Origin of the sequence: Paenibacillus sp. FSL P4-0127, assembly GCF_038007325.1 — a bacterium.
GTDB lineage: Bacteria > Bacillota > Bacilli > Paenibacillales > Paenibacillaceae > Fontibacillus > Fontibacillus macerans.
This window is the reverse complement of the sequence record NZ_JBBOWY010000001.1, coordinates 998966-1023407: the sequence shown is the minus strand read 5'-3', so window position 1 is coordinate 1023407 and position 24442 is coordinate 998966. Positions and strand designations below refer to the sequence as shown.

General features: G+C 48.9%; 32 protein-coding genes. 21 read left to right on the top strand and 11 right to left on the bottom strand.

Annotation, left to right across the window (positions count from 1 at the left end; all coding sequences use genetic code 11):
* Nucleotides 1–78: 78 nt before the first annotated feature.
* Entirely contained in the window at nucleotides 79–798 is a 720-nt protein-coding gene (locus NYE74_RS04535; RefSeq protein ID WP_036618581.1) for a 3-ketoacyl-ACP reductase, read from the top strand.
* A 60-nt stretch (nucleotides 799–858) separates the two neighbouring features.
* Here NYE74_RS04535 and NYE74_RS04530 read toward each other — a convergent pair whose 3' ends face one another.
* Nucleotides 859–1041, bottom strand: coding sequence for a hypothetical protein (locus NYE74_RS04530; protein WP_036618578.1), 183 nt, complete (start codon nucleotides 1039–1041; stop codon nucleotides 859–861).
* 307 nt (nucleotides 1042–1348) lie between these two features.
* Here NYE74_RS04530 and NYE74_RS04525 point away from each other — a divergent pair, with 307 nt between their 5' ends.
* Entirely contained in the window at nucleotides 1349–1477 is a 129-nt protein-coding gene (locus NYE74_RS04525; RefSeq protein WP_227872798.1) for a YjcZ family sporulation protein, read from the top strand.
* A gap of 209 nt (nucleotides 1478–1686) precedes the next feature.
* On the opposite strand, the gene NYE74_RS04520 is transcribed toward NYE74_RS04525, so the two are convergent.
* Entirely contained in the window at nucleotides 1687–2166 is a 480-nt protein-coding gene (locus tag NYE74_RS04520; protein WP_036618576.1) for a hypothetical protein, read from the bottom strand.
* Between the two features lie 95 nt (nucleotides 2167–2261).
* Between NYE74_RS04520 and NYE74_RS04515 the strand changes: the two genes are divergently transcribed.
* Nucleotides 2262–2492: a hypothetical protein gene (locus NYE74_RS04515; RefSeq protein ID WP_155619239.1), complete on the top strand. Its 231-nt coding sequence runs from the start codon at nucleotides 2262–2264 to the stop codon at nucleotides 2490–2492.
* On the opposite strand, the gene NYE74_RS04510 is transcribed toward NYE74_RS04515, so the two are convergent.
* Nucleotides 2489–2980 carry an Hsp20/alpha crystallin family protein gene (locus NYE74_RS04510; RefSeq protein WP_036618573.1) on the bottom strand — a complete coding sequence of 164 codons (492 nt, stop codon included), beginning with the start codon at nucleotides 2978–2980 and terminating at the stop codon, nucleotides 2489–2491. The genes NYE74_RS04515 and NYE74_RS04510 overlap by 4 nt on opposite strands.
* 72 nt (nucleotides 2981–3052) lie before the next feature.
* Here NYE74_RS04510 and NYE74_RS04505 point away from each other — a divergent pair, with 72 nt between their 5' ends.
* From NYE74_RS04505 to NYE74_RS04475, 7 genes are all read left to right on the top strand, one after another.
* Complete coding sequence (locus NYE74_RS04505) at nucleotides 3053–3310, top strand: spore germination protein (RefSeq protein ID WP_036618571.1); 258 nt, start codon at nucleotides 3053–3055, stop codon at nucleotides 3308–3310.
* A 12-nt stretch (nucleotides 3311–3322) separates the two neighbouring features.
* Complete coding sequence (locus tag NYE74_RS04500; RefSeq protein WP_036618569.1) at nucleotides 3323–3559, top strand: hypothetical protein; 237 nt, start codon at nucleotides 3323–3325, stop codon at nucleotides 3557–3559.
* Nucleotides 3560–3779: 220 nt separating this feature from the next.
* A complete protein-coding gene (locus NYE74_RS04495) occupies nucleotides 3780–4025 on the top strand; it encodes a hypothetical protein (protein WP_036618566.1) in 246 nt (81 codons plus the stop codon).
* A gap of 14 nt (nucleotides 4026–4039) precedes the next feature.
* Nucleotides 4040–4426, top strand: coding sequence for a spore coat protein (locus NYE74_RS04490; protein ID WP_036618564.1), 387 nt, complete (start codon nucleotides 4040–4042; stop codon nucleotides 4424–4426).
* Nucleotides 4423–5559 (top strand): zinc-dependent alcohol dehydrogenase, encoded by a 1137-nt coding sequence (locus NYE74_RS04485; RefSeq protein ID WP_036618561.1) that lies wholly within the window; start codon nucleotides 4423–4425, stop codon nucleotides 5557–5559. Before NYE74_RS04490 ends, NYE74_RS04485 begins: the two co-directional genes overlap by 4 nt.
* A gap of 30 nt (nucleotides 5560–5589) precedes the next feature.
* The gene (locus NYE74_RS04480; RefSeq protein ID WP_036618549.1) at nucleotides 5590–5808 is read left to right on the top strand and encodes a hypothetical protein; all 219 of its coding nucleotides are present in this window, start codon (nucleotides 5590–5592) and stop codon (nucleotides 5806–5808) included.
* Complete coding sequence (locus NYE74_RS04475; RefSeq protein ID WP_036618546.1) at nucleotides 5805–6101, top strand: spore coat protein; 297 nt, start codon at nucleotides 5805–5807, stop codon at nucleotides 6099–6101. The genes NYE74_RS04480 and NYE74_RS04475 overlap by 4 nt, the downstream gene beginning before the upstream one ends.
* Before the next feature lie 94 nt (nucleotides 6102–6195).
* Here NYE74_RS04475 and NYE74_RS04470 read toward each other — a convergent pair whose 3' ends face one another.
* The 3 genes from NYE74_RS04470 to NYE74_RS04460 are packed head-to-tail and all read right to left on the bottom strand — an operon-like array spanning nucleotide 6196 to nucleotide 8454.
* Entirely contained in the window at nucleotides 6196–6867 is a 672-nt protein-coding gene (locus NYE74_RS04470; protein ID WP_036618544.1) for a hypothetical protein, read from the bottom strand.
* Nucleotides 6868–6883: 16 nt separating this feature from the next.
* On the bottom strand, nucleotides 6884–7561 hold the full coding sequence (locus tag NYE74_RS04465) for a GNAT family N-acetyltransferase (RefSeq protein WP_155619238.1): 678 nt from the start codon (nucleotides 7559–7561) through the stop codon (nucleotides 6884–6886).
* A 35-nt stretch (nucleotides 7562–7596) separates the two neighbouring features.
* Nucleotides 7597–8454 (bottom strand): carbon-nitrogen hydrolase family protein, encoded by an 858-nt coding sequence (locus NYE74_RS04460; RefSeq protein WP_036618541.1) that lies wholly within the window; start codon nucleotides 8452–8454, stop codon nucleotides 7597–7599.
* Nucleotides 8455–9034: 580 nt separating this feature from the next.
* Here NYE74_RS04460 and NYE74_RS04455 point away from each other — a divergent pair.
* From NYE74_RS04455 to NYE74_RS04445, 3 genes are all read left to right on the top strand, one after another.
* Entirely contained in the window at nucleotides 9035–9298 is a 264-nt protein-coding gene (locus NYE74_RS04455; protein ID WP_036618536.1) for a hypothetical protein, read from the top strand.
* 281 nt (nucleotides 9299–9579) lie between these two features.
* The gene (locus NYE74_RS04450) at nucleotides 9580–10473 is read left to right on the top strand and encodes a LysR family transcriptional regulator (RefSeq protein WP_124332317.1); all 894 of its coding nucleotides are present in this window, start codon (nucleotides 9580–9582) and stop codon (nucleotides 10471–10473) included.
* 108 nt (nucleotides 10474–10581) lie between these two features.
* Nucleotides 10582–11298, top strand: coding sequence for an NmrA family NAD(P)-binding protein (locus NYE74_RS04445; protein ID WP_227872816.1), 717 nt, complete (start codon nucleotides 10582–10584; stop codon nucleotides 11296–11298).
* Between the two features lie 103 nt (nucleotides 11299–11401).
* Here the strand turns inward: NYE74_RS04445 and NYE74_RS04440 are convergent, their stop codons facing one another.
* The 3 genes from NYE74_RS04440 to NYE74_RS04430 all read right to left on the bottom strand — a co-directional run bounded on the left by NYE74_RS04440 (nucleotide 11402) and on the right by NYE74_RS04430 (nucleotide 14890).
* On the bottom strand, nucleotides 11402–12703 hold the full coding sequence (locus NYE74_RS04440) for a glycosyltransferase family 2 protein (RefSeq protein WP_036618532.1): 1302 nt from the start codon (nucleotides 12701–12703) through the stop codon (nucleotides 11402–11404).
* Between the two features lie 184 nt (nucleotides 12704–12887).
* The gene (locus tag NYE74_RS04435) at nucleotides 12888–13763 is read right to left on the bottom strand and encodes a GGDEF domain-containing protein (RefSeq protein WP_036627275.1); all 876 of its coding nucleotides are present in this window, start codon (nucleotides 13761–13763) and stop codon (nucleotides 12888–12890) included.
* Nucleotides 13764–13783: 20 nt separating this feature from the next.
* Nucleotides 13784–14890 (bottom strand): hypothetical protein, encoded by a 1107-nt coding sequence (locus NYE74_RS04430; RefSeq protein ID WP_063836289.1) that lies wholly within the window; start codon nucleotides 14888–14890, stop codon nucleotides 13784–13786.
* A 680-nt stretch (nucleotides 14891–15570) separates the two neighbouring features.
* Here NYE74_RS04430 and NYE74_RS04425 point away from each other — a divergent pair.
* From NYE74_RS04425 to NYE74_RS04410, 4 genes are all read left to right on the top strand, one after another.
* A complete protein-coding gene (locus tag NYE74_RS04425) occupies nucleotides 15571–16149 on the top strand; it encodes a sigma-70 family RNA polymerase sigma factor (RefSeq protein WP_036618527.1) in 579 nt (192 codons plus the stop codon).
* Nucleotides 16139–17263: a DUF4179 domain-containing protein gene (locus NYE74_RS04420; RefSeq protein ID WP_036618524.1), complete on the top strand. Its 1125-nt coding sequence runs from the start codon at nucleotides 16139–16141 to the stop codon at nucleotides 17261–17263. The genes NYE74_RS04425 and NYE74_RS04420 overlap by 11 nt, the downstream gene beginning before the upstream one ends.
* Nucleotides 17264–17275: 12 nt before the next feature.
* A complete protein-coding gene (locus NYE74_RS04415) occupies nucleotides 17276–18286 on the top strand; it encodes a hypothetical protein (protein ID WP_036618517.1) in 1011 nt (336 codons plus the stop codon).
* Between the two features lie 291 nt (nucleotides 18287–18577).
* Nucleotides 18578–19387: a hypothetical protein gene (locus NYE74_RS04410; RefSeq protein ID WP_124332313.1), complete on the top strand. Its 810-nt coding sequence runs from the start codon at nucleotides 18578–18580 to the stop codon at nucleotides 19385–19387.
* A 412-nt stretch (nucleotides 19388–19799) separates the two neighbouring features.
* On the opposite strand, the gene NYE74_RS04405 is transcribed toward NYE74_RS04410, so the two are convergent.
* Nucleotides 19800–20756 (bottom strand): helix-turn-helix transcriptional regulator, encoded by a 957-nt coding sequence (locus NYE74_RS04405; RefSeq protein WP_036618512.1) that lies wholly within the window; start codon nucleotides 20754–20756, stop codon nucleotides 19800–19802.
* A 107-nt stretch (nucleotides 20757–20863) separates the two neighbouring features.
* On the opposite strand from NYE74_RS04405, the gene NYE74_RS04400 reads away from it, so the two are divergent.
* Nucleotides 20864–21574, top strand: a complete 711-nt coding sequence (locus NYE74_RS04400; RefSeq protein ID WP_036618511.1) for an alpha/beta fold hydrolase — start codon at nucleotides 20864–20866, stop codon at nucleotides 21572–21574.
* Nucleotides 21575–21877: 303 nt separating this feature from the next.
* Here the strand turns inward: NYE74_RS04400 and NYE74_RS04395 are convergent, their stop codons facing one another.
* Nucleotides 21878–22408, bottom strand: coding sequence for a C40 family peptidase (locus tag NYE74_RS04395; RefSeq protein ID WP_051985171.1), 531 nt, complete (start codon nucleotides 22406–22408; stop codon nucleotides 21878–21880).
* 305 nt (nucleotides 22409–22713) lie between these two features.
* On the opposite strand from NYE74_RS04395, the gene NYE74_RS04390 reads away from it, so the two are divergent.
* Genes NYE74_RS04390 through NYE74_RS04380 form a run of 3 tightly spaced genes read left to right on the top strand, consistent with a single transcriptional unit; the run spans nucleotide 22714 to nucleotide 24316 of the window.
* The gene (locus tag NYE74_RS04390; RefSeq protein WP_036618509.1) at nucleotides 22714–23196 is read left to right on the top strand and encodes a DUF2975 domain-containing protein; all 483 of its coding nucleotides are present in this window, start codon (nucleotides 22714–22716) and stop codon (nucleotides 23194–23196) included.
* 10 nt (nucleotides 23197–23206) lie between these two features.
* Nucleotides 23207–23437, top strand: coding sequence for a helix-turn-helix domain-containing protein (locus tag NYE74_RS04385; protein ID WP_036627271.1), 231 nt, complete (start codon nucleotides 23207–23209; stop codon nucleotides 23435–23437).
* 15 nt (nucleotides 23438–23452) lie between these two features.
* Nucleotides 23453–24316: a DUF817 domain-containing protein gene (locus NYE74_RS04380; RefSeq protein ID WP_051985170.1), complete on the top strand. Its 864-nt coding sequence runs from the start codon at nucleotides 23453–23455 to the stop codon at nucleotides 24314–24316.
* Nucleotides 24317–24442: the final 126 nt, after the last annotated feature.

Below are 24442 nucleotides of genomic sequence, written 5' to 3'. Positions count from 1 at the left end.
GTGTTGCATAATACTTTGAAATGAAGATCGACGCTGTAATATAATGGATGATAGCCATTTTAAGGAGGATGATAGACGATGGATTTACAAAACAAAACGGCGATTATTACCGGAGCGGGCAAAGGAATCGGAAAAGCGGCCGCGTTGGACTTGGCGAAGGAAGGGGTTAAGCTCGGCCTGCTCGCCAGAACCGGCGCCGACCTCGAAGCGCTGCAAGGCGAGTTAAAGCGTACATATGGCGTGGACTCTTATTACGCCGTAGCCGACGTCTCCAATCAAGAGGAAGTTAACTCGGCGGTTGGTCAGTTGATTGAACAGCTGGGTGCGGCCGATATTCTCATCAATAACGCGGGGATCGCCCAGTTCGGCACCTTGCTCGAGATGGACCCCGCCGAGTGGGAACGGATCATTCAAGTAAATCTTATGGGGACGTATTATGTTTCCCGCGCCGTACTGCCGACGATGATGAAGCAAAACCAGGGAACCATTATCAATGTGGCCTCCACCGCAGGGGAAAAAGGCTTTGCCACCGGCTCCGCCTACTGCGCTTCCAAATTCGGGGTGCTTGGATTGACGGAGTCCCTGCTGCAGGAAGTGCGGAAATTCAACATCCGCGTCACCGCCTTGACTCCGAGCACTGTCAATACGGAATTGGCCGTCAAAGCCGGCCTGAAAATCGGCGACGAAGACCGGATGATGCAGCCGGAAGACGTGGCCGAATTGATTACCGCCACCCTGAAGCTGCCGCAGCGCGTGTTCATCAAATCCGCCGGCATCTGGACAACCAACCCGCAATAAACGGAAAACGCCAGGAGCTCAGGGGCAACCCTCGGGCACTGGCGTTTTTGGTTAATTTTATTATATAGGGGCCCAGTATCTTCCGCCATGCAAACCGGTTTCCTGAAGGGCGCCGTTCGTTTCTTTCGTATTTTTTTCCACCGCCGATGACGGCTTGGCCGAGCTCTCAACGTCCGTGCTGCCGCATCCGGCCAGCAATGACAGGAGTATAACCCCTCCGATCCAAAACCTTCGTTTTCTCATCGTTCCCCTCCAACTGTTCATGATGGATAGCCCTGCCAAGCCATTTTTCCTCCATTATGTCGGATTAAGGCAAAAAAGGAAACCGCCTTGGCCATGGATATTATATTGAAGAATTTGAACCTGGTGAACCAGCCCGGAAAATTCCTTATTTAAAAAAAGGCACTAGTCCAAACCGTTAATCCGGAAAGACCATACACTAGACTAGATTGAAGCGAGGGGAGATAAAGAAAAATAGCTCTTAGGGGATTTGGCTTGCCTTTATACGGAAAAAAGCGGGTGGAAAAAATGAAGAATGGAGTGAAAAAATATGGGATTAGGATTAGGAGCGGGCGCAGGATTTAGCTGCGCAGGATTTGGCGGTGGACTCTGGACTAGTACGGGAGTAATCCTGGTACTGTTTATTCTCTTGGTAATTATTAGTGTATCCTGGATTTAAGTAACGAGTACACCTCCCTTCCTTTATCTGTTGATTAGGAAATCACTTCAGATTGAACTGACGTCGCATATTGGCGTCAGTTCGTTTTAGTTCATCCTCTTAGTGAAATTCTTTGGGTACAGGGATGGAGCGCCTTTTCCGATCGACCTCGGCGAAAAGCCCCCCATCTTATGCCGGGAGTTCATTGCATTTCGTTGACATAGAAAATTTCAGGCCCTCGTTGACCGCCCCTTTATATTAACGGCAGGCGGTTCGTTTGATTTGCCGTTTGTCAGGGGCTTCTCCCCATAGCTCTGCAAAAGGGCGGCAACCTTTTCTTTATTCGGCATTGCCGCCGTTTCCGCCCCTTGTCCATAATTGGCGCCGATGTTCAGTCTTCCGGCCAGCTCTTTAACGCCCAAGGCCCCGATATTGTTGTTGGTCACCACCCGGTCAATCAACACCTTCTCGATATCCAGCGTTTCGATGTGAATGGGGGGCTGTTTTTGCCTTTGTTCCTCCGCCTCCGCCAGTTTAACCATCGTGCGGCGAAGCTTTTGGAGCTCTTCGATAATGCTGCGTCCGATATCCTGAACTTTCAGCTTTTCCAGCTCTAATTCCAGCTTCCTCAGCCGATCGTCCACTTCGTTTACTCGATCATTTACTTGATCGTTTGCGCCAAACCACTTTCTCCAAAATTGCCCCGCCATTTGTGCGATCACCTTTTTCTTATCCGGTTATGTATGTAGCCAGATCCGGTTGCATACTTTTTTAGTAAATCTAGCGATGAAAAAGAGGGATTGCCATGAAGAAAGTAAGGCAAATCAATTTGGGCTTAATCAAAGTCAATTCCATCGATTATGTTTCCCAGCTCTCCATAGGCGGCGTCAATCAAAAGCAAGCCTTTCAAAACTCCATGAAGATCAGTCAGTTGATTCGCCAACAAGCGGACCGATCGGTGGCTTTTCATTCCGTCATGAACATCGATGACCGGGATTTGTTTGATAGTCCGACCCGCATGTCAGACGAAAGCTAATCAATGATGACCTTCCTCCCTTGTACGGGTTTAATCGGAAACCGGATGAGCAGCAGCCCCTTATCCATGAAGGAAGTAACCTCCTTCGTGTCGACGCGGCCGGGCAAGCCGATAACTCGCTGGAAAGCGCCGTTATGCCTTTCCGATTTAATGAATGTAAATCCGTTGTAATTCATGTTCGGTTCTCCTTGTATCCTTAATTGCCTGCCCTCGATATATACCTCGATTTGGTCCTTGTTATAACCGGGCACATCAACAACGATCAGCATCTCATGCTCGCTTTTCAAGACATCAATCGGAGGATATTCCATTTGGGGAGAATCGGGCTGCTGCTCCATACCGGAAAAACTTTCGTTTAAATTTGAAGTATAGGCTTCGGAGGAATTTTTAAAGGGCTTTATTTGTTCGCGAAAGACGTCATCCCAAAATTCCTTGCCATGAAACTGCTGCGCGATTTCGAACCATTTTTTGAGCCTATCCATGTCCATTGATGCCCCCCCTTACTAAAATACATATTCAGAAAATATCCTCATATACATGTCGAAAAGGAGGGAGCGGGAATGTACGGAAGGCCTTCCATCATAACCAACAACATCTATATCCTTAAAATTAACTCCATTGAAAACGCATCTGCCGTGAATATAGGCGAGAATTATTTGATCGATTGGAACAATTCGTCCAAACATACCCATGGCTTCGGCAATAATTCCGGTGATGACAGCGGTTTCTTCGGCTTACGATCGGCTATCGACGATCGGGACCTAATCGATGCCCCGTCCTTCTTCAATAAGGTTAAGGAATTAAATTGCTGCAGCTAAGGAGGAAATGGCATGAACAAGAATTTTAGCCCGATGTTTGTGAATGTATTTGCTTTTAAGGTGAACACGCTAGATAGAGCATCGTCCCTTAGCCTTGGGTCCACGCTGCAGGAGGATGTGCTCGTATCAACGAAGCGAAGCCAGGGCGTAGAGTCTATGGGCGACTTATCCCCGTTTTATCTGACCTTTACGAACATTATGGACGCCGATCTGCTCGATTCCAATACGTCGAAGTCAAGCGTTGTGTAGGGCTCCGTACCCATTCTTGCAGAGCGCGGCAGCGGGAACCTTCAAGATCTCATCCCGCTGCCCCTCCAATGCCATATCAGGGCGTATCGGTCTTTTCACCTAAGTCTCTCCGCCTTCATTTCAGCGCCTTCGCCTCGTTTAAATAGCGGATAAGCCCAAAGCATAACTCTCCGGCCCAAGGGCATGCTATCTCTAAAAAAATTGGAGGCATGCTGTCCCGATGAATACACAAACTTTGGCGCCCCATGAATCCATGGACCTTCATGAGATGCTTAATTTCAAGACGCTTTGTCTGGCCAAATCCAAACTGATGCAAGGTCTCGTGTTTGACCAGGAGCTTAAAGATTTGATGCAAAAAGACGTCGTTCAATCCATTCAGGCAATTCAAGATCTGCAGGCCATTTACGCAAAAGTTCCTTTCCAGTCCCCCGTCCCCGAAAGCCGTCCCGAACCGATTTTGAATTAAGGGGGGAGCAAAACATGAATCACGATGATTTGGATCCGATCAACGCGCTGAATATGCCGGAAATGGCGGACATGACCTTCGCTATGGACTTTCTGATGCGGGCGAAGGAAGGGGTAAGAAATACGGCGATCGCTCTCACGGAAACGGCGTCTCCGGAAGCCCGCGTTCTGCTCCGCAATCAACTCCGGCAAGGAATCGCGCTGCACCAGGAAATCTCCGAACTAATGATACGAAAAAAATGGTTTCACCCTTACGAGCTGCAAGAACAATATCAGCTCGATCAGCTTTCGGCCAAAAACACGGTCATGATCGGGCAGATGAATTTATTCCCTGCGGATACGCGCCGCAAGGGCATGTTCGATCGGACGCCGGACGAACACCTGGGAGGGCATCAAGCATGAAAGCCGTCACTTATCAAGGAATCAAAAATATTGCCGTCAAAGAGGTGCCCTCCCCCAAAATCGAGAAACCCGACGATATGATCATCAAAATCACCAGTTCGGCCATCTGCGGCTCCGACCTCCACCTGCTTCACGGGATGATCCCCAATCTTCGGGAGAATTATATCATCGGACACGAACCGATGGGAATTGTGGAAGAGGCCGGCCCCGCGGTTACGAAGCTGAAGAAAGGCGACCGGGTGATTATCCCCTTCACGATCGCCTGCGGAGAATGTTTCTATTGCAAAAACCATCTGGAAAGCCAATGCGACAATGCCAATGAACACGGGGATATGGGAGGTTACTTCGGCTACTCCGAAAACACGGGCGGCTACCCCGGCGGACAAGCCGAATATTTGCGCGTTCCCTTCGCGAATTTTACCCATTTCAAAATCCCGGAAAACTGCGAAGAACCGGATGAAAAGCTGTGTCTGATCGCCGACGCGATGCCGACGGCGTTTTGGAGCGTCGATAATGCCGGAGTTAAAGACGGAGATACCGTGGTCATATTCGGCTGCGGTCCCATTGGGCTGCTGGCGCAGAAGTTCGCCTGGTTGAAAGGGGCAGGGCGGGTGATCGCCGTCGATTACGTCGACTATCGTCTGCAGCATGCGAAGCGCACGAACAACGTGGAAATCGTCAATTTGGAGCAGCATGAGAACGTTGGAAACTATCTCAAAGAACTGACCAAAGGCGGCGCGGACGTCGTCATCGATGCGGTCGGCATGGACGGGAAAATGAGCGACCTGGAGTTTTTGGCCAGCGGGCTGAAGCTGCAAGGCGGAACGATGAGCGCTTTGATTATGGCCGCCCAGGCGGTCCGCAAGGGTGGAACGATCCAAGTCACCGGGGTGTACGGCGGACGTTATAACGGCTTTCCGCTTGGCGACATCATGCAGCGCAATATCAATCTCCGCTCGGGACAAGCCCCGGTCATTCATTACATGCCGTATATGTACGAACTGATCACCACGGGCAAAGTCAATCCCGGCGATATCGTCACGCACGTCATTCCGCTTAGCGAGGCGAAACACGGGTATGAAATGTTCGATACGAAAACGGAAGATTGCATCAAAGTCATCCTGAAGCCTTAAGTACAAAATCAATATAGGAGGAGAAGCCAAATGAATCCGACGGCATACGGCCTGCACGAAACCTTGGAAGTCCATGAACTGGCCGCGTTCAAAACGCTTTGCATGACCAAGTCCAAAACGATGCAGATTCTGGTTGCGGACCCGGAATTGAAGCAGATTTTGCAGCAAGATGTCCTGGTGACCACGCGGCAGCTTCAAGAACTCAGCGGAATTTTATCCAATTCGGGCTTAGGGGAGGTGAGCCCATGATTCCTATTCTGGAACGTATGATGGGTGTGGACACGTTGACCGATGAAATCATCGCCATGGATTTTTTACTGAGCGCCAAAACCGGGGTCAGAAACTACGCCATGGCCGTGACGGAATGCGCCACTCCGGAAGTCAAAGCCATTTTGGCCAAACAACTGGAGGAAGCGATCAACACGCATGAGATGATCGTCGACTACATGATGAGACGCGGATTCTACAAGCCTTACGCGATAGACGAGCAAATCGGGCGGGACCTGCAAAACATTCAAACCGCTCTGAACATCCCGTCCTGACCTTTGCAAGTGTGCCCGAAAACAAGGAAAAGTCCCTCCTGTCGCTGAACAGACGAGGGACTTCCCAAGTGAAACGCTTTTGTATTCCGTTACGTTAAATCGGCAGCAGCTTCACGGTTTCTTTCGCTTTCAAGCTTTCAACCATGTCGTACCAGGACTGCGGCTTGTTCGGCAGTACGGTATAGTAACGCTGCAAAAACTTCACGATCAGATCCGTTTGCAGCGTCTCCTCGTTCCCGCCCATCGGAAGGAAACAAAGATCAAGCCCGGTGACCGCCTCCCCGTCATTGTTCCAGGACGGATGGACATAAGGGAAATCGAGGCGCTTATATCCGAGATGCGACAACACCTCGCGGCGCACATAAGGGTCCATCGGTTTTACGCCGCCGAATTCATGGTCCTCCACCCGATACGGATCGTAAATTTCCGCAAACATGCCGAGCAGCTTTTTCCCGTTCGCTTCGGCCAAGGCGTGCAGATCCTTTAATCTTTTGTCCGCCAAAAACCGTCCGATCCCCAGCCCCGCTTGGCCGATGATCGTAAAATCCGTCATCGCAACGTTGAAGTCTTCGTAATACCGGTACTCCGTAGCGCCGACCACTTGACCTTCATGCACCGCGACAAACACGCGGATGCCCGGGTCTTCCAGCGGCTCTTTCCAGAGATCGAATTCCAGCACTTCTTCCGGCGGAAAAATGTTTTGCATCAGCTGATGCATTTGCTTAAATAAAGGGTCCTGAATATTCGTAATTCGCGTATATTCCATGAGTTTAGGCCTCCTCCTATTTGAATGTTACGGGATAAAAAGGATTTTTCCATTCCATCAGCGCGGCATAATTGCGCGATTCCTCATCCTCCAAATAATCCGCTACGACGGTGACGGGAGTTCGGCCGCAGCGAAGGAGGAAGGTAATGACGGGGTCCTTTAATTCACCTTTGAGCACCGTCTCCAGGTACTGCTCCGCCGTCATTTCATCCGCCTGCTTGTGATAGCCGGGCATTCTTCCTCCGCCCAACAAGCGTTCCAGCTCTTTATGCACGACAAGGTCATACATGGACAACATCAGCCATTTGCCAAGCCCCAGCTTGCGGTAGGACGGCCGTACGCTGATATCGACGACGTACAGCGCATTCCCCTTGGGATTATGGTTGCGGATATAGCCGTTATCGGTAACCTCCGCCCAGGAATGCTCCGGTGCGCGCGGGTCAAAGTCGACCAGCAAACCGGTCATCGATCCGGCTATTTCCCCATCCGCCTCGACGCATAAAGCCCCTTCCGGAAACAGCTCAACATGCTTGCTTAGCTGCTCGGTGTTCCACCATAATTCCGCAGGAAACGGCGGCGGAAAGCTTTCCTGCTGAATGCGGATCAAGCCCGGAAAATCCTTCTCCTTATAATTTCGGATGACCGCCGGAACCGGCCGGTCCCCGTCAAACACAAACAGCTCTTTCCGATACATCGCTTGCGCCTCCATACGCTGAAGTGGTCCTCCGCTTATTTCCAGTCGGTGTAAAGATCCGTCCGCCGGTCGCGCCAAGTGGTGACAGAGCCTTTTTCCCGGACCTGGTACAACAGCTCCAAGTCCAGATCCGCGGTGACGATCATGTCGTCGTTGATCTCGCCTTCCGCCAGGATGCCGCGCGGCGGGAACGGAATATCGTTCGGCGTAATCACCGCCGCCTGCCCGAAATTGGCCCGCATGAAGTCCACCGTCGGCAGCGAGCCGACCGTACCGGTCGTAACGACGTAGACCTGGTTTTCGACCGCTCTGGCGTGGCTGGTATAACGGACCCGGTGAAATCCGTGACGATCATCCGTGCACGAAGGACAGAAAATCACATCCGCCCCTTTGGCCTTGGCCATCCGGACGATCTCCGGAAATTCAATGTCATAGCAGGTCAACATGGCGATCGTCCCCTTCTCGGTTTCGAACACCTGGAGGCCGTCGCCGGGGGTCATTTTCCATTCGTTCACCTCGGTCGGCGTAATGTGCAGCTTGGCCTGCTCGGCGATTTTTCCGTCCGGATAAAACAAGTGGGCCACATTATACAGCCGGTCTCCCTCCCGGGTCACATGCGTGCCGCCGATAATATGCATCTTGGTCTGTTTGGCCAATCCGGAAAACAAAGACCGGTACTGCTCCGTAAAGCCAGGCAGCTCCTGAATCGTTAGCGCCCTGCCTTCACTGTTCCCGATGGACATCAGCTGGGTCGTAAAAAACTCCGGAAACAACACAAAATCCGCGCCGAACTCCTCGGCGGTTTTGATATAATGCTCGACCTGCCGGGCGAATTCCGCGAACGAGTTTATCGTATGAAGATGATACTGAACGGCGGATACTCTCAGTTTCATGCGTTTGCTCCTTTCGATTCCATTCATAAAGGATGTATTTTTGTTAAGCTCAATCTCGAAATCGGCGCCTGACTTCAAGGTCAGTTAGCCAAACCATTCGTTTGGTTAACGAGGAAGTTTCCGGGTCCCCAATCTTTCGCTAACGGTTGTACACGCGCTTATTTAACCGAAAAGACGGGAGTTCAATCTCTAACGGATGCAGGCGCGCTTATTGTGGTGAAAAAGGATCGAATCCGCAGGAAAAAAGCAAAATAAGCTCTACCGCAACCGTTAAATTAGTTTTCCCCTACATTTTGCCGAAATAACGAGGCTGACAACCGTTAGAATAACAGCTCGCTTTAAGGGCTGCACCTTACCGATCGTCAAACGCCGTTTTTGGCTTCAATCCTCAGTTACTCTCCAAACTTTCTTATTGCGACAACAATATTTCTTAAAATATAAATGTTTCCCGGTTCGTAAGGCAAGCAAATTATTTCAATTATCGAAAATATAATGAAGATTCCATAGAACATGAATATGGTAAAATGAGGTATATCTTCTAGTTGCCCAAATATACTTCTTTTTTCATGAGGTGAAGAACATGACCCTGTTGAAGGAAAGTGAAGCCATCGATGAACTCAAATTAAAGTACGACCAAATTTGGAACAATATTTTGCATTGTGAAGTAAGTGAGGCCAAAAGATTGGTTAACGGATTTGCTGAGCAAGTGAATTTCCATTATATCAAGAAATCCGAGACTCGCGAATTCAAAGATTACCTAAAAACTCCTTATCCGTATATTGCCATACTGGTTGGAATCGCCATTCCGGTCACTGCGTTCCTGCTCATCCTCCTCTTGCCGTAAGGAAGGCAAGGCTAACGGACCTGGACACCTTTTTCACCTGTAACGTTATTTCCGGTTCGGTCCACTAGCTGATCCCTTCATGACGCGAGACTCCCTCCTCTATGCCCTCCCTGTCATTATACCCGGAAATTTCCGGAGCCAGTTAGAAGCAACAGCAATCGCAATGGATCGTCATAAGATCATAACATTGGTTTGTTAAAGTAAACATCAACTGAGTTATTTACCTGTTAAAAATTTTCAATATCATTTAAATTAAAAAGAAACGACTGCCGGAGGATAAAATGAATATCAAAAGGATCAAATATTTCATCGATCTCGTGGAATGCCGAAATTTTACGGAAACGGCCAAGAAAAATTTTGTGTCGCAGACGACGGTCAGCCAGCAAATTGCCGCGCTTGAAGACGAGTTCAACACCCAATTAATCGATAGAAAGCAAATTCCGATTGAGCCGACGAAAGCGGGATGGCTTTTTTATGGCGAGGCCGTTGTGCTCTGGAAGCAATATAACCGTATGAAAATGAATATGGAAAACTTTCAAAAATACAACATCCAGTTGTTGAGCATAGAATACGCCGCGATTACGGATGTCCAAAGTTTGTTGAAGTTGATTCCCTCGTTCAAAGAAAAGCATCCGAATATCAAACTTGAACTCCATAAAGTGTTGCTTAAGGATATCGCCGAACTTCTGCAAAAAGGAGTATATGACGTGGCGGTTGCCTTCGACTCGGAGTTTGAAGGAAAAAAGGATATTCGCACCTATCCCCTGTACAGCGGCCGGTATTGCGCGGCTGTTAGTAAACAGCATCCCCTTTTCCATTATGAATCGATCTCGAAAGATAAGATATATGAATATCCGCTTGTCATGCTGAGTCCCACGGCTATTGGAAACTCCTATTATTTGATGATCCGGCATGCGATTGCAGACGGCTATCATCCCAACATCCAACGTACCGCCGACGATGTCGAAACAGAGCTGTTTTATATTATCACGGAGAATTTAATCGGCTTTTTCCCGGATAACTACCATCTCGCTTACCTGAAGGAAGAAGTCCGGTTAATCCCGCTCGAAGATTCACACCATACCTTTAAGATCGAAGCCGGTTATCTGAAAAACAATACGAACCCGGCATTACAAGCCTTTCTGCAGCAGATCCGGCATTCGTTTTCCCAATAGCCCATAAGTTTTTTGTGTTAGATATTGTTATTTTTTTCACATACTATATAAGTGTAAAATCATTTCAGCAAGGAGTGGCGACGATCATGGGTAAATTGTTTGATCTCCATGCCTTTTGTCGGTGCGAAACGTCAAAACGCCCACAAAAACGTGGTCGATGCCGCAAAAGCAGCCGGCGTGCAACAAATCATCTATACTTCGCTGGTCAACGCAGCCGATGATTCCAATCCAAGCGTTGAGAAACTGGACCATGTTTATACCGAAAACTATATTAAAAGTGTCGGGTTGGACTATATTTTCCTTCGTAATTCGCAATATGCCGAGGCCATGATTACCAATTACTTCACTTATGTGAAGGGAGACGGGGTGTTAAAAAACAACCAAGGCGACGGCAAGATGGCCTATATCTCACGCAAAGATTGCGCAAAAGCGGTCGCTTACGCACTGGCCTCGGGCGATTATCATGAAGCGATTCTAAATATCAACGGTCCCGAGTTAATGACGATTTCCGACTTTATCGAAATCGGAAATGAAGTAACGGGGAATCACGTCACCTACAAACAGATCACGGATGAAGAAAATTACGCTGTCTTTGATGCCATGGGCGTTCCGAGAACAACGGACGGCGAATTTAAAAAAGATTCCGAAGCGCCATACTCCTCCGATGGCATGGTTACTTTCGGACAAGCGATCCGCCTGGGAAAAATGGATGCATTCACGGACGACTTCCGGAAACTGACGGGCCAAGCGCCAGTGACCGTGAAATATATGTTCGAACATGCCGATGAATTCCAGGTTGGCGAGCGGCACTCGAAAGATAATTAAATAAAACAGAGGTACAGAAGGCACAAAAAAGAGGGGGCTTCCCCTCTTTTTTACTGTACGCTTTTGGTTTGGCTGCCTCGTTGGATGTTTAAAGCCGTCCCGCTCACCCAAACCGCTGCGTTTTGTACCATTTGGTTTTTCTGCCCGTTATTTTGTCGATGATCATGGAATAGCAAGCGCGCAGGGAAATCACCAGAAACAGCTGGGAATAAGTGAAATAGGATACGCAGGATAAAATAAAGTTCTCTTTCGTGCTTTGTCCAATATCGGTGGACAGCGCCAGGTTGATTTGCAGCACAAAAAGGTAGTACATCAACCCGGACGCAATCACCAGGTGCACATACACATCCCCCGCAAATTGAAAAGGCGAAACCACCCCCGGGTTGAACAAAGCGATCGCCCCGTAAGCCAGATTGACAAGGAAGATGATATCGGCGACGATCAAGGCAAGCAAAAACCAGAAATAACTCGCCGCGAAATAGAGCACATGCAGCTTAATGCGCCAGCTTGACCGGTGAAACAAATGATGGATATTCTCCATCACCACGGAGAAATTCCCTTTGGCCCACCGTGTCCGCTGCTTCAGATACACGCCGAGCCGCTCCGGTTCCTGCTGATAGGCTTCCGCCTGGGGCGCCAGCGCAATGAGCTGTCCCCTCGCCATAATTTCAAACGAAATGGCCGTATCCTCCGTTATCGCCTCCGTATCCCAGCCGCCGATCTCGCGGATCAGCTCCGTTTTGATGATGAAATTCGTTCCCGGGATCGTCCCCAGCTTAAACAGCTCCCACAATCCGGTATGATAAATCCGCTGGGCCGTCACCAACTCGAGATTGATGCATTTGGTCAAAAAATTTTGCCCGCGGTTCCTCGCCTTATTCCGCCCGAAGACCGCTCCGTAGGTCTCGGGGTCTTCCAGCGCTTTTTCAATCAAAAAGTATAACGCGTTCCGCTCAGGCGCCGCGTCGGCGTCAAAAATACAGATCCACTCGTTGTTGACATACTGCAGCGCATCATTAAGCGCTCCCGATTTGCCGCCCGTTCCCGTCCGTTCGAAGATCATAAAATCCCGGTCCCGAAACGCTTCCTTATGCTTGAGCGCCTGCAGTTTGCCCGCGGTATCGTCGCTGCAGTTATCGGCAATGACGATAAGCTGGACTTTGTCCTGGGGATAATTCAACCGCAAGATATTTTCCGCCGTGGCGGCGATCACCAACTCTTCATTATGCGCGGGCACCATGACGGTAACCCTGGGAAAGTGCTTCATCCCCTCCGGATCGGGAACGGTCCATTCCTGACGGCTCTGCCTGAAAATAAACCGGACCGCCCCGCACATAATCAAAATCGCCTCAAAGACGGCCGCCCAAATGCTTATAATGGAAAACAACAATAATAGATCAGCCACTGACTTTCCTCCGGTCGTATTTTCGAGTTACACGGGACCGAAAGACCAGTGTCGCGATAAACAGTCCCAGAACCGCGAGGGCGAAAATCAGGCTGACCGCAGTGCATAACGGGATGAACCATGCGGTATAAGACATCTCCTTCTCCTCCTGCTGCCAATCATCCAAAACGAACTCGCTATGGGTTCAAATGTATTCCCCGATCAAATCCGTTTCGGTATTGCGTTCGAGCGCGGCAATGACCGCGTCCGCATTTTCATACTTGCTGAACTGCTCCTTGTTAAAAACCAGCGCCCCGGCCCGGATTACCAGATTCAGCTTGCGGCCTTTCCGGTCCTCAAGCGGAATGTCCGTCAGCGTACTTTTCATCCGTTCCGTCAGCGCCTTTAAATACGCCTGGTTTGTCATCGGGAGCAGAACGATAAACCTTCCCCGGTCTAACGCAAACTTGTAATCCTCGTAACGGATTTGTTGCTGGATGGCTTCCGACAAAGAAGCGAGCAGCCGGGCATACCCTTGCGAACCGAGGGATTCCTGCACCATCGGCAGAAAATCAATTTTAAACATGGCCAGGCAAAAGTTGTATACGTCCGAATAACGATGAGCGAGGTTGGACTGCTTCACCAGCGTTTCCGCAAAGGCCTCCTTATTGCCGAGAGAGGTATCCGGATCCACTTCCGGATTTCTGCGCTGCAGTTCCTCAAGCCGCTCCATGAGCCGCTTATTGCGGATCAACCCGGCCTTGATAAACGCGGCTGCGGCCGCATTGGCCGGAAGCAGCCACCACCAGGAAAACGACAGCACTCCCGCTTCGGCATAAGCCGAAAACCATACGAAATACGCAACCATATAAACAAAAATAAAAACGGCCGAGGCCCCGGCCGGAGCCAGAAAGCCCAGCAGCAGCGCGGCCAGGCAGCCGATACTGAACCCCAGATCGACGATGGCTAACGATTGTTCTCTAAAGACATGAATATACACCAGCAGTTCCTGCAAGATCGCCAACCCGATCAGCAGCGCGTACCCCCAGACCATGCGCTGGACCAATCTTTTATTCCTCATGTTTACCTCATTGATGTTTCTCATTTGTTTTCTAAAGCATATTCCCCTAACAATGGAAGCAGGTTATCAAAAATATGGGTATTGCCTGCAAATACGTACCCGCCGGGATACTTTGCATCGCGCCCTTTGAGGGTCAGCATGTGCTTATACAAGGCTTTCGCAAAAGGCCTGTCCCCTCTGTCGAGTGCAAACTTAATGGCGAGACCGTAGACCGAAGGGGACTCATAATTTACCGCGGCCGTTCGGTCGGCGCGCACGTACTGTCCGGACAGTTTCCCCGTTTGCTTGAATTTTCGTTTCAGGAATTGAAGCAGCGGATCTTGATTCCTTTCCGTTTCCCGGGCATGAATCGCCACCAGCAGCTGGTCGATTAAATTGACGGTTGTTTCATACGTATACTCCCCGGTTTCCACGTTAAAAGACTTGGGGTAAAACACGCCGTCATCCGGCATATCCTGCAGCAGGCCATAATACCGGCCGTACGTTTCCTCGTCCAGCATCCCTTCTTGCACAAGCTCTTTCAGTGCCGGCAGATCCACATAGGCGAGAGACAAAGTATCGGGAGCTTCCTGCCTGGAGAAATCGTAGAAATCCGTCAGGAACCCGTTTTTTTGCGACCGGCTTAACAACGTCTCCGTTAAAGTCCTGGCCGTCGTCTTCCACTCGGGGTGGCCTTTCCAAGTTCGAGCCCCCTTCAACAGAGCCTCGATAATCCGCAAATCGTCGCCAAGCGCGTTCGTGCTGACTTCCGTACCGCCTTCGGGGTTTAACTTCCACGCAATATAATTTCGATCCGCTATGAAATAGCGGGTTAACGTTTCATAACTTTTTTCAAATGCGGCAAGATCACGGCTTTCCAACGCCGCCTGCATCCAAAACCCAAGCGACTCGGAGAGCGCCTCCCGCCCTGCCGCCAATACAGGACTGACCGGTTCCGCCCCCTGCAAATAGGTGGCCAGTGTGCCGTTTGGGTTGGTCAGATTTATTTGAACAAACCGTTTCGTCGATTCTTTTCCTGCTGCAAGGGAACGGCATCCCCCGATCCCCATGGATGCAACCAAAAGGATAACGATCGCCGCCCGCAACGTTCTACGCCTGTTTCTCCATTCCAAGCTGTTGACCTCCATTCTGCTGATCCCCCACCCTCCCGCGCATTGTATCATTTATTTCTGAACAAAAACTGTACAAGGGATTAATCGCTGCTTGACCGTCAAGCCGGCAACCGATCGTGGCAAGAAAATGCCGCAAAGGCGTTGAAAGCTTGAGGACAGGGTAGGCCAGTGGGTTTTGTCGGCTGGATCAACATCCGTTGTCCTGACGCTTTGCACGATTATCCCATTTGATAAGGAAGCAGAGAAGAAGATAAATTCAGGAGAAGGAGATATGTTTGTGAGGATCAGATATATTTAGGAGAAGCAAATATGTTTGTGAGAAGCAGACATGTTCGAGATCATTAGAAGGTTTGTGAGAAGGAGGTTTAGGAGAGGGGAAGCAGACCTGACGAAAGGATGGGGCAAGACACAGGAGAAAATGAAAAGACCGTGATCTTGCTGCAGCCTGAATCCGTTTACAGCAATGTCTGCACCGTTCAAGCATTTCTATTAGGCTGCAGCCGGCAATATCCCGTTCACTAGCCCCTCCCCCCTGCCCCCCCTGAACGAAAGAGATAATCATGCAAGGCAGCATGCAGGGATACCAAGACACAAACGCTATCTCGGTTTTGAACCCCATTTTTTTCAATTTTACTGAACCTTTTTTAAACTCGGAGCGAATATACGGGTGAGGTCACACTGAAGGAGGAACGGACTTGCAGGGCATAGACCTTATACCATGGCTGCAAAAATTAAGAGAGGGTGACGAGGAAGCGTTCCGGTATGTGTACGACGCCACGGTCCAGGATGTGTACCGCATTGTCGCGCTGCTGATCCCCCGCGGGCAGGACATCGAAGACATTATGAATGAAGTGTATATCCAATTGTGGACCTCCATAGCCAATTACGACCCCGAGCGTCCTTTTAGATATTGGCTGCACGGCATCGTTGTCCGGCAGGTGCAGGATTGGAAGCGGAAAATGTGGCGCAAGTTCCGTTTATTTGAACGGCACACCTTGCTGGAAGTCAAGGAGGAGGCTCCCGGGACCGACCGCTACGCCTTGATGAACGAAACTGGCGAGGAAATGAGGAAAATCCTTCAACGACTGTCTTACAAGTTACGAATCGTGATTGTGCTCAGGTACTATCATGAGTACAGTATCGCCGAAATCGCCCAGCTGCTTAACCTTCCGGAGGGAACCGTGAAATCCCGGCACCATCTGGCGCTTAAAGAACTGCGTAAATATTCCTTATTTCTCAGCGAAGATAAAGGCGGTGATTGCTTTGTCCATTGAAGATCAGCTTAGGGAGCGAATTCAGCGCGCCGCCGGGGAGATGAGCTGCCCGGACGACCTTTACGAGCGCGTATGGAAATCCAACAAACGCTATATCGAAGCGGCTTCGTCCAAACGTTCACGGACCGTTCCCGACCGGCGGAATTTCGCCCGGAGGGCCGTCATGGCCTGCGCGGCAGCCGTTGTTCTGACAGCCGGCGTGCTTGCCTCCGGATTCGTATCCCCCGCAATGGCCGAGGCGCTCAGCCGCATCCCATGGGTTCGAAACATCTTTAAATTTGCCGGGGATATGGGGTTACAAAACGCAGCACAGCAGGGCTTGGTGAATGAGGTTCATTTCAGCGATTCACATGATGATTTTACTTTAACAGCGCTGCAAGTCGTATATGACGGTACGCGCGCGAGCATCGCCTTGCAACTGGATAAAGCAGGGGAGCCGGCTGCACTCTACTCTTACCTGGAGAATGGCGCCCTCAAGCAGCTTCCAAAGAGTCAGGGCTACTTTAAACGCTTAAAGGCGCGTATTGACGGGGCCGAAGCTGTTACCTGGGACATCGGCCCAGGGGTGGATACGTCGTCCGCCATCATCACCATTATCGCGGTTTCCGATGATCAAACCCGCCGCGCCGTTTTGCCCGAACAGTTCGACTTATCTCTGGAAGTCACCTTGACAGGCGTTCGCGAACCGTTCAGGTTTAATATCCCGATTCGTAAAAACACCCGGAATCTCCTGCTTTCGCCGGATGCCGGCAAGTCGTTTGGGAATCTGAGCTGGAAACTGCAGAAACTGGAATTGTCCCCCATTTCTACCCGAATGTCTTTGCTGTCCGAATATAAGGCTGCGGACGGGCGGGTACTATACTTCGATTTGGCGGACGACCAAGGGAACATTGCGGGATGGATCGATGTTGCCAGCGAAAGATTACCGGATGGCAGCAGACAGTTCGATCTCCTCTACGAGCCGCTGCCTCCAGATGTCAAGAACGTGGTGATCAAACCTTTTTTGTATGTATACGAAGGCCCACCCGCCAACCGGGTTGCAAAAATAGACAGCCAGGGCCGGTTGATCAGAGAATATATTAAAGAGTTAGAAATGACGATCCCCATTTTTTAGGAGGTTATTTTGATGAAGAACTACCAAAAAGCAATCGCTCTATTGACGGTCGCAGGCGTTCTGTTAGGCACAGCGTCCCCTCTGGCGGGTCATGCTGCCGCAGCTGCAACGAAAGCCAGCACGAGCACACAGGCTTCTTTAAAAGGAGTAGACGCCAAACTTATTACTGCGGCGCAAAAGAAACTGCAGGAAGTCTCGGGAAAAACCTACACCTTCAACGAAGCGGAGAAATGGAGCATAGACAATAACACCGGGTGGGATCTGCAAATCAAAGAAGCGGCCCACAGTTATGTCAGCATCGGCGTAAACGGTCAAGTGGACCGGATCATGCTGGATCAGAAATGGTCCGATCTGAAGGAAGAATACAAGCAGCAGATTAAGGACGCCTTGCAAAAATCCGCTCCGGGTTCAACCTCGGTTCCTGAGACCGTGACCCTTACGATCGGTTATCCCGACGTATATATGCATGCAGGCAAGCTGGAATTGTTTACGCAAGTCGATGATCAATTGCTGACTCTTTTGGATGGAAAAATAGAGCGGATCATGACCTCCCTCAATCCGGAGGATGTCCCTGAAGCGGTCATGCAAGCGGCGGACGCAATCAAAGAAGGTTTAGGAAACGTAGAAAAGGGCGAATTGACGAAAGCTTCGGCCGCCATCGATGGAAAAGGGGAAAAAACATATGAATTGATGTTTGCCAGCCAAGATCCTAAATCGCCTATATTCATAAATGTCAAAGAAGCGACCGGCCGGATCTCCAAAGCGTATATCTCCCCCCTTGAAGATTCGGTAACCGAATATACGCAGGGCTACAGCCAACTGAAAAACTATACCGTTAAGCAATTGAGCGAAAATGCGAAGCCTTCGGCCCAGCATTTCCTGAATATCGACCTGACCGGCTATACCGCGATCAAGGATGAAGAAAAGCCGGGAACCGCCGTCTTCAGCAAAAAGAACGCTCCTTCTATAAAAGGGCAGTACAATACCAAAGGGCAGTTCTATAATCTGGAGTTGGCGGAGTAAGCACTCGAAAGAGGATTAATCCGCATAAGAGAGAATTTTAGAGGTTGAAATGAACCGCGTCTCCGTTGTGCTAAGCACGAATCACAACGGAGACGTGTTTTTTTTGCTTTAAACTATTGTTAAATATGTGCTTGCAAGAAGTATGATTAAGTGCTAGTGTGAAAGGAAAGAGGGAAAATAAGGAAAAATTGTATCATTATTCGAAATTTTTAAGTAATTTTTATAAAGTATTATTTCCACCATTCTCTTTTTTACTTTGTGAATATTTTTGTTTCTTTAGGAGGAGGCACTATGAATATCAATAGTATTAGTAATACAGCAGGTAATGCAATTGGGGGAAAATATAAAAAGAGGGAAATGTCTAATTTTAAAGACAATTTAGATACTATAATGAAAAATGCCCCGAAGCTTGATACATACATACCTGAAGAGAAATTAAACGGGTTGGACAATAGCGGTGTGTACAATAAAACGAATGATATGATGGAAGCTGCAAACAGATATCTGGGAATAGATAGAGAAGAAAGTGAGTTTGATGTAAGCGTATCAGTTAATGAAGAGAAGCTTGAAGAGATTACCCAAGAATACTTCAAGTACCCTCAAATTGCAGGAAGTTACGAGGACGCTAAGTTTCGGGCAGCACTAGAAGCTTCGGGCAACGCAACTCGCTGTGAAAATGGTATTTTGACGATTATTGATGGATATATGATTTTCACTTCTTTTGATGAAAAAAAGGCAAGTAGTTGGAATAAGTCATTGGATAATAGAGAAGTCTACGAGGATACCTGTAAAAACATATTAAAAAGCGGAAAATCTAAAGATTTGGAACAAGAACAATTTTGGCAAGGAGTATTTCAGATTTTAGATAAAGGCAGTGAGCAGCAGGCAGCTAAAACTGAGTCAACTACTGATTCTAAAGTAGTAGTTAAAGCAGATGGTTCAAGGGTTTTGATGATTACTATCAATGTTAATGGGATGAAAATGACAATGAGCTTAGAAATATCAAAACCAACACAAATGCCTAATAGTGAGGGAGATCAAGAGTCGGATACAACAACGCTTAATACTGGTAATTTACAAAGTGTAGATTCTGAATTGTAAGTGTATACGCAAAGAGTAATTACTTTGCTAATGCGCCGGACAGTTATTTTTCTGTCTGGCGCTGTTTTTTATGAAAATAGTACATAAATGCCGCCTAATGCACGGCGAAAGTCCATACCATCCGCCTTTTATTGAGTACGATAAATAAACCATTATTTTAACGAATCGAGGGAGTTTCATGAACGGATCGTATAGAAAATCACGGATAGAACGAATAACACGATGCTTTGGTCTAACTCCCTTAAAATATAAATGGTTGCCTTCCGTTTATCGAAAACAAGCCGTCATCCGTATAAAAACAAGCGGTGGATACTACGCATTAAAACCTTATGTCCGGAGTCCGCTGTTTAAAACAAGTACGATTCAACAAATGAGTAAAACCTGGTCGGACCGGCTAAAGGCTGCCCAATGGTTAGATGAGTGGGCCCGTTTGATAAAGTAATCGCATGGATTCGATTTTTTGGTTCATGTAGGCAATTCCCTCCGCAGGCGCTGCGAGTTTGACTTCTCCCCCCAGCTGCCAGATCAAGTCCACGTAAAAATTCAAGTCCTCCGCCGCTATTTCAACGGTTGCCATTCCGCTGCCGTCTTCGTTCCGCTGTATAAAAGGAGCAAACCGGGGATTGGATTCCAGCAGCCACACTCCTTTTTTCGTCATCTCCAGTTGAAGGGTCGTCTGTTCCAGCTGGTCTTTATTGGGCTTATCCAATAAAGTCATGGGGCTTATATCTTCTCGGCAAGGAATCGTTTCGTTCAACGCAGCGGAGAGAATCCGGTCGGCTCTGAACTGCCTGATGTCTTCTCTATGGAAACAATACGCGGGACAATACCAATAGCCGGAACTGGCATAGAGGCCGATGGGTTGAATATTCCGCTCTGATACTCCGCCGCTGGATTTGTATTTTACGGTAACTACACTACGAATCATAATGGCTTGCAGCAGAATTTGAAGAATCTCCGCAGACATCGGGCGATAAGGGCTCCAGAACATGATCCGGTTCTTGAGCCGGTCGATCTGTTCTCTAATATCGGCAGGCAAGTAATGATAGAACTTATGGAGCGCAGAATCGGCCCCCTCGCCAAAAGGAACGGAACCGAAATAATCCAAAGTTTGACCGGCAAAAAACATGGCGAGCGCTTCACCTTCGGTAAAGCTGATGGGCGGCAAAAGTCTTTCTTGAAGAAGCTTGTACCCTCCTCCCCTTCCTTGAACGGAATAAATGGGAATGCCGAGTTCGCTGAGTTCTTGCAAATCCCGCGTAATCGTTCGCGTGGACAGCCCAAATTCATCGGCCAGCTCCCTGACGGTAAAGGATCGTTTGGCGTTGATCCGCATAATCAATTGAATGAGACGCTGTGACTTTGGCAATGGCTCCCCTCAATTCCGTAAATAAGACATAACTTGTCTTGTTTAAATGATATTATCATCCCATAAGTTATCCGAACTGACAACCTTACGAGGGGAGCATAAATAAAATGCAAAACAATCCGCAGGAAAAGATCGGCGTGGTATTCGTCCATGGAGCAGGCTTGGGCAGCCGAATTTGGAGTAGAGTTGTGAAAGGGATGGAACATCCTTACTTACTTGCCGAGTACCCTTCCCGGGATAGTTCGGTGGATTCAAGGCGCCGGCTTTCGATAGAAGATTATGTGACGTATATGAAAAAACAAGTGGATGAATGGGGGGTTCGCAAATTCGTGATCGTGGCGCATTCACTTGGGGGAGTTCTTGCTCTCAAACTTGCTTCCGAACTGAACGATCGTTTGGCGGGCTTTATCGCTGTTGGGGCGGTAATTCCCAAAAATGGCGGCTCATTTTTGTCCGTAATGCCATTTCCCCAAAAAATAATTATGTCCGCGATCCTGCGAACCATAGGTACGAAACCGCCGGAGTCCGTCATCCGTACGGGGTTATGCAACGATCTCTCACCGGATCAAGCCGCGGAAATCGCCCGAGGATTTACCCCCGAGGCCGTACGCGTATATACTGATCGAATCCACGTGTCCGTTCCGGATGTACCAAAACTATATGTGAAGCTAACCCAGGATAAAGAACTCAGTCCGTCCTTGCAGGATCAAATGATCTCAAACCTTTCCCCGCAATCGGTTCGCAGCCTGGAAACCGGACATCTCCCCATGATAAAGGATCCGGACGGGTTAAGAGCGATCTTGGAAGATTTCCTATAATTTCCTATAGCCAAACCTGCCTGCACACGACAATCGAAGAGCTTTTCTTAGCGGCTTCTCAGGGCATGTTCGATTCGCTTATCCGGCAAGAACCAGATAATTGTAATGATAATCGCCAGCACGCCATCGCTAAACGCTTCCATCCGGTTCGCTTTCAGAGGGTTCACCTTTTCTCGCTTTTCGCGTTCTTTTAGTCTATTCGACATCAGTAACATTGCATAAAATGATTTATTCTGTCAAGCAAAACAAAGCAGAGTCCAAGAAGCTCTGCTCTGTTTTGCTTTGTTTGGTTTCTTAGTGTTCTTATCCATTGTCGGGAAGCACACGGCGAGCCGTCACAAACGTCCGATCCCAGGCGCTGCCCGCGAAGTCGGAAATCGTGACGCCGATGCCAACCCGATACGTGTGCAGCAATTGGCCGTTCCCGATGTAAATACTTACGTGATTAATAACGCCGTCCCGATTCGTATCCGAGAAGACCAAATCGCCCGGCTGCAATTGATCTTTGGACACCGGGGTGCCTACCGTCGCCTGTTGTCGCGACGAACGCGGAAGATTGATGCCGTTTTGCTTGTACACATATTGAACAAAAGAGGAACAATCAAACGCATCGGTTCTTCCCGATTTGGCACCGAAGCGATAAGGAACGCCCATAAATTGTTCGCCGGTGGCGGCAATATGATCCGCAATGGATGTGTTGGACGAAGCCGCCGCGGCTTGGGCAGGTTGGCTCGTAAACGCCACGCTCCCGGAAAAGATGATCGAAAGGCAAAGACCGGCACCCAACAATTTTTTGCCAATCCGACTTGTCTTGAGTTCGTTATGGAAGTTCATAATGTCCTCCTTATGAGTGGGATTGGGGCCCCACGAAAACCATAACATATATTTTTGAACCCAACACTTACCAAGGGGGGAGCAAACCCTTGGGCTGCCTATGATCGCGTTTTGTTATTAAACTTAGATTAAAATCAACTAATCCAATCCCCTTTAGAGCTATAACCACCAAGACAATATAGAGGGGACGGTCGTCCAGCCCACGCCAAACGATATTTATATCATATAAATTGATAAAAATTTATTGTAAGACGATAAATTACATGTTAAGTTTAAGTCGACATTAACTACGTGAGGTGTTTTTGATGAAACGTGAACAAGGTTCAACGCTGTTCTTAAAGGGTGTTGTTTTCCTGATGGGCATTGTGGTATTGGCTTTGTGTCTGTTTGGGGTGCCCGGGATCGTCAATGAATTGATCGAATATTACCCCGCGATGATTTACTTGCCTATTCTAATTGGTATGTATGGAGCGGCGATTCCGTTTTTCTTTGCGCTGCATCAGACGTTGAAGCTTTTAAGTTATATCGACAAGAACACCGCTTTCTCGGAATCGTCGGTGACGGCTTTAAAAAATATTAAAAATTGTGCAATCGCCATCAGCATCTTGTATGCGGCAATTCTGCCGGTTCTTTATATCATCGCGGAGAAAGACGACGCCCCGGGGCTCGCCGCGCTCGGATTGGTCATTGCTTTTGCGTCCATCGTGATCGCCGTCTTTGCGGCTGTGCTTCAAAAGCTATTAAGAAATGCCATCGACATAAAATCGGAGAACGACTTAACGATCTGAGGTGAATAACGTGGCCGTGATCATCAATATTGACGTGATGCTGGCGAAAAGGAAAATGAGCGTCACGGAACTTTCGGAGAAGGTCGGCATCACGATGGCGAATCTTTCCGTATTGAAAAATGGGAAAGCCAAAGCGATTCGATTTTCCACGTTAGAGGCGATTTGCAAGGCTTTGGATTGTCAGCCTGGAGATATTTTGGAATACAGAAATGATGAAGAGACTCAAGGATCAAATGGATAGATGGGGGAGACACTTATGAAAAACCGCTTATGGCATGCCCTGCAGCAGTTGGTTCGCTTCGGCTGGCAGCAAGCTTTGTCCTGCGTATTTCCCGTGGCCATCTTTGCTTCGCTGGCTCTGACCCAGTTCATCCCTCTTCCCTGGCTGCACCGTTACGATTGGCTGCTGATCATCTGCCTAACCATGCAAGTATGGATGCTGCGTGCCGGACTTGAAACCCGCGACGAACTGAAGGTGATCACCGTCTTCCACCTGATCGGTTTGGCTCTGGAAATGTTCAAGGTTCACATGGGGTCCTGGTCTTACCCGGAAGAAGGCTGGACGAAGGTGAACGGGGTCCCCCTCTACAGCGGATTTATGTATGCCAGCGTGGCCAGCTACTTGTGTCAGGCCTGGCGGCGTCTGAAGGTTGAACTGGTTCGCTTTCCGCCGCTCTGGCTGGTCATCCCGCTCGCCGCTTCCATCTATCTGAATTTCTTCACCCACCATTATTGGATCGACGTTCGCTGGTGGTTGTCCGCGTTGGTGCTGATCGTATTTTGGCGAACCTGGGTGACCTATGAGGTTGGGCGCCATCGCTACCGGATGCCGCTAGCCCTCGCCTTCGTGCTGATCGGCTTCTTTATTTGGATTGCGGAGAATGTCGCCACCTTCTTTAGCGCGTGGAAATACCCGAATCAATCCGACGCCTGGCATCTTGTCCATGTCGGCAAGATCAGTTCCTGGCTTCTGCTCGTCATCATCAGCTTTCTGATTGTCGCCGCATTGAAGCAAGTCAAGGAGCAGCGGCCCGCGATTGGCCAAGATAGCCGCGACTCCATTCAAAGCGGAAGCCATTTGCCTTTAGAGGCCCGACGAAGCGGTAGACAATTAGATTAGGCACCATTTTCGATTTTCTTATCCAGTTTCGGCAATACATGACTCCTGGAGACAGGCAGTTTGAACCGATGCTTGAAACCGCAATGCAAAAGGAAGTTCAGCGGCTCCTGCTCAGCATCGTCCCCA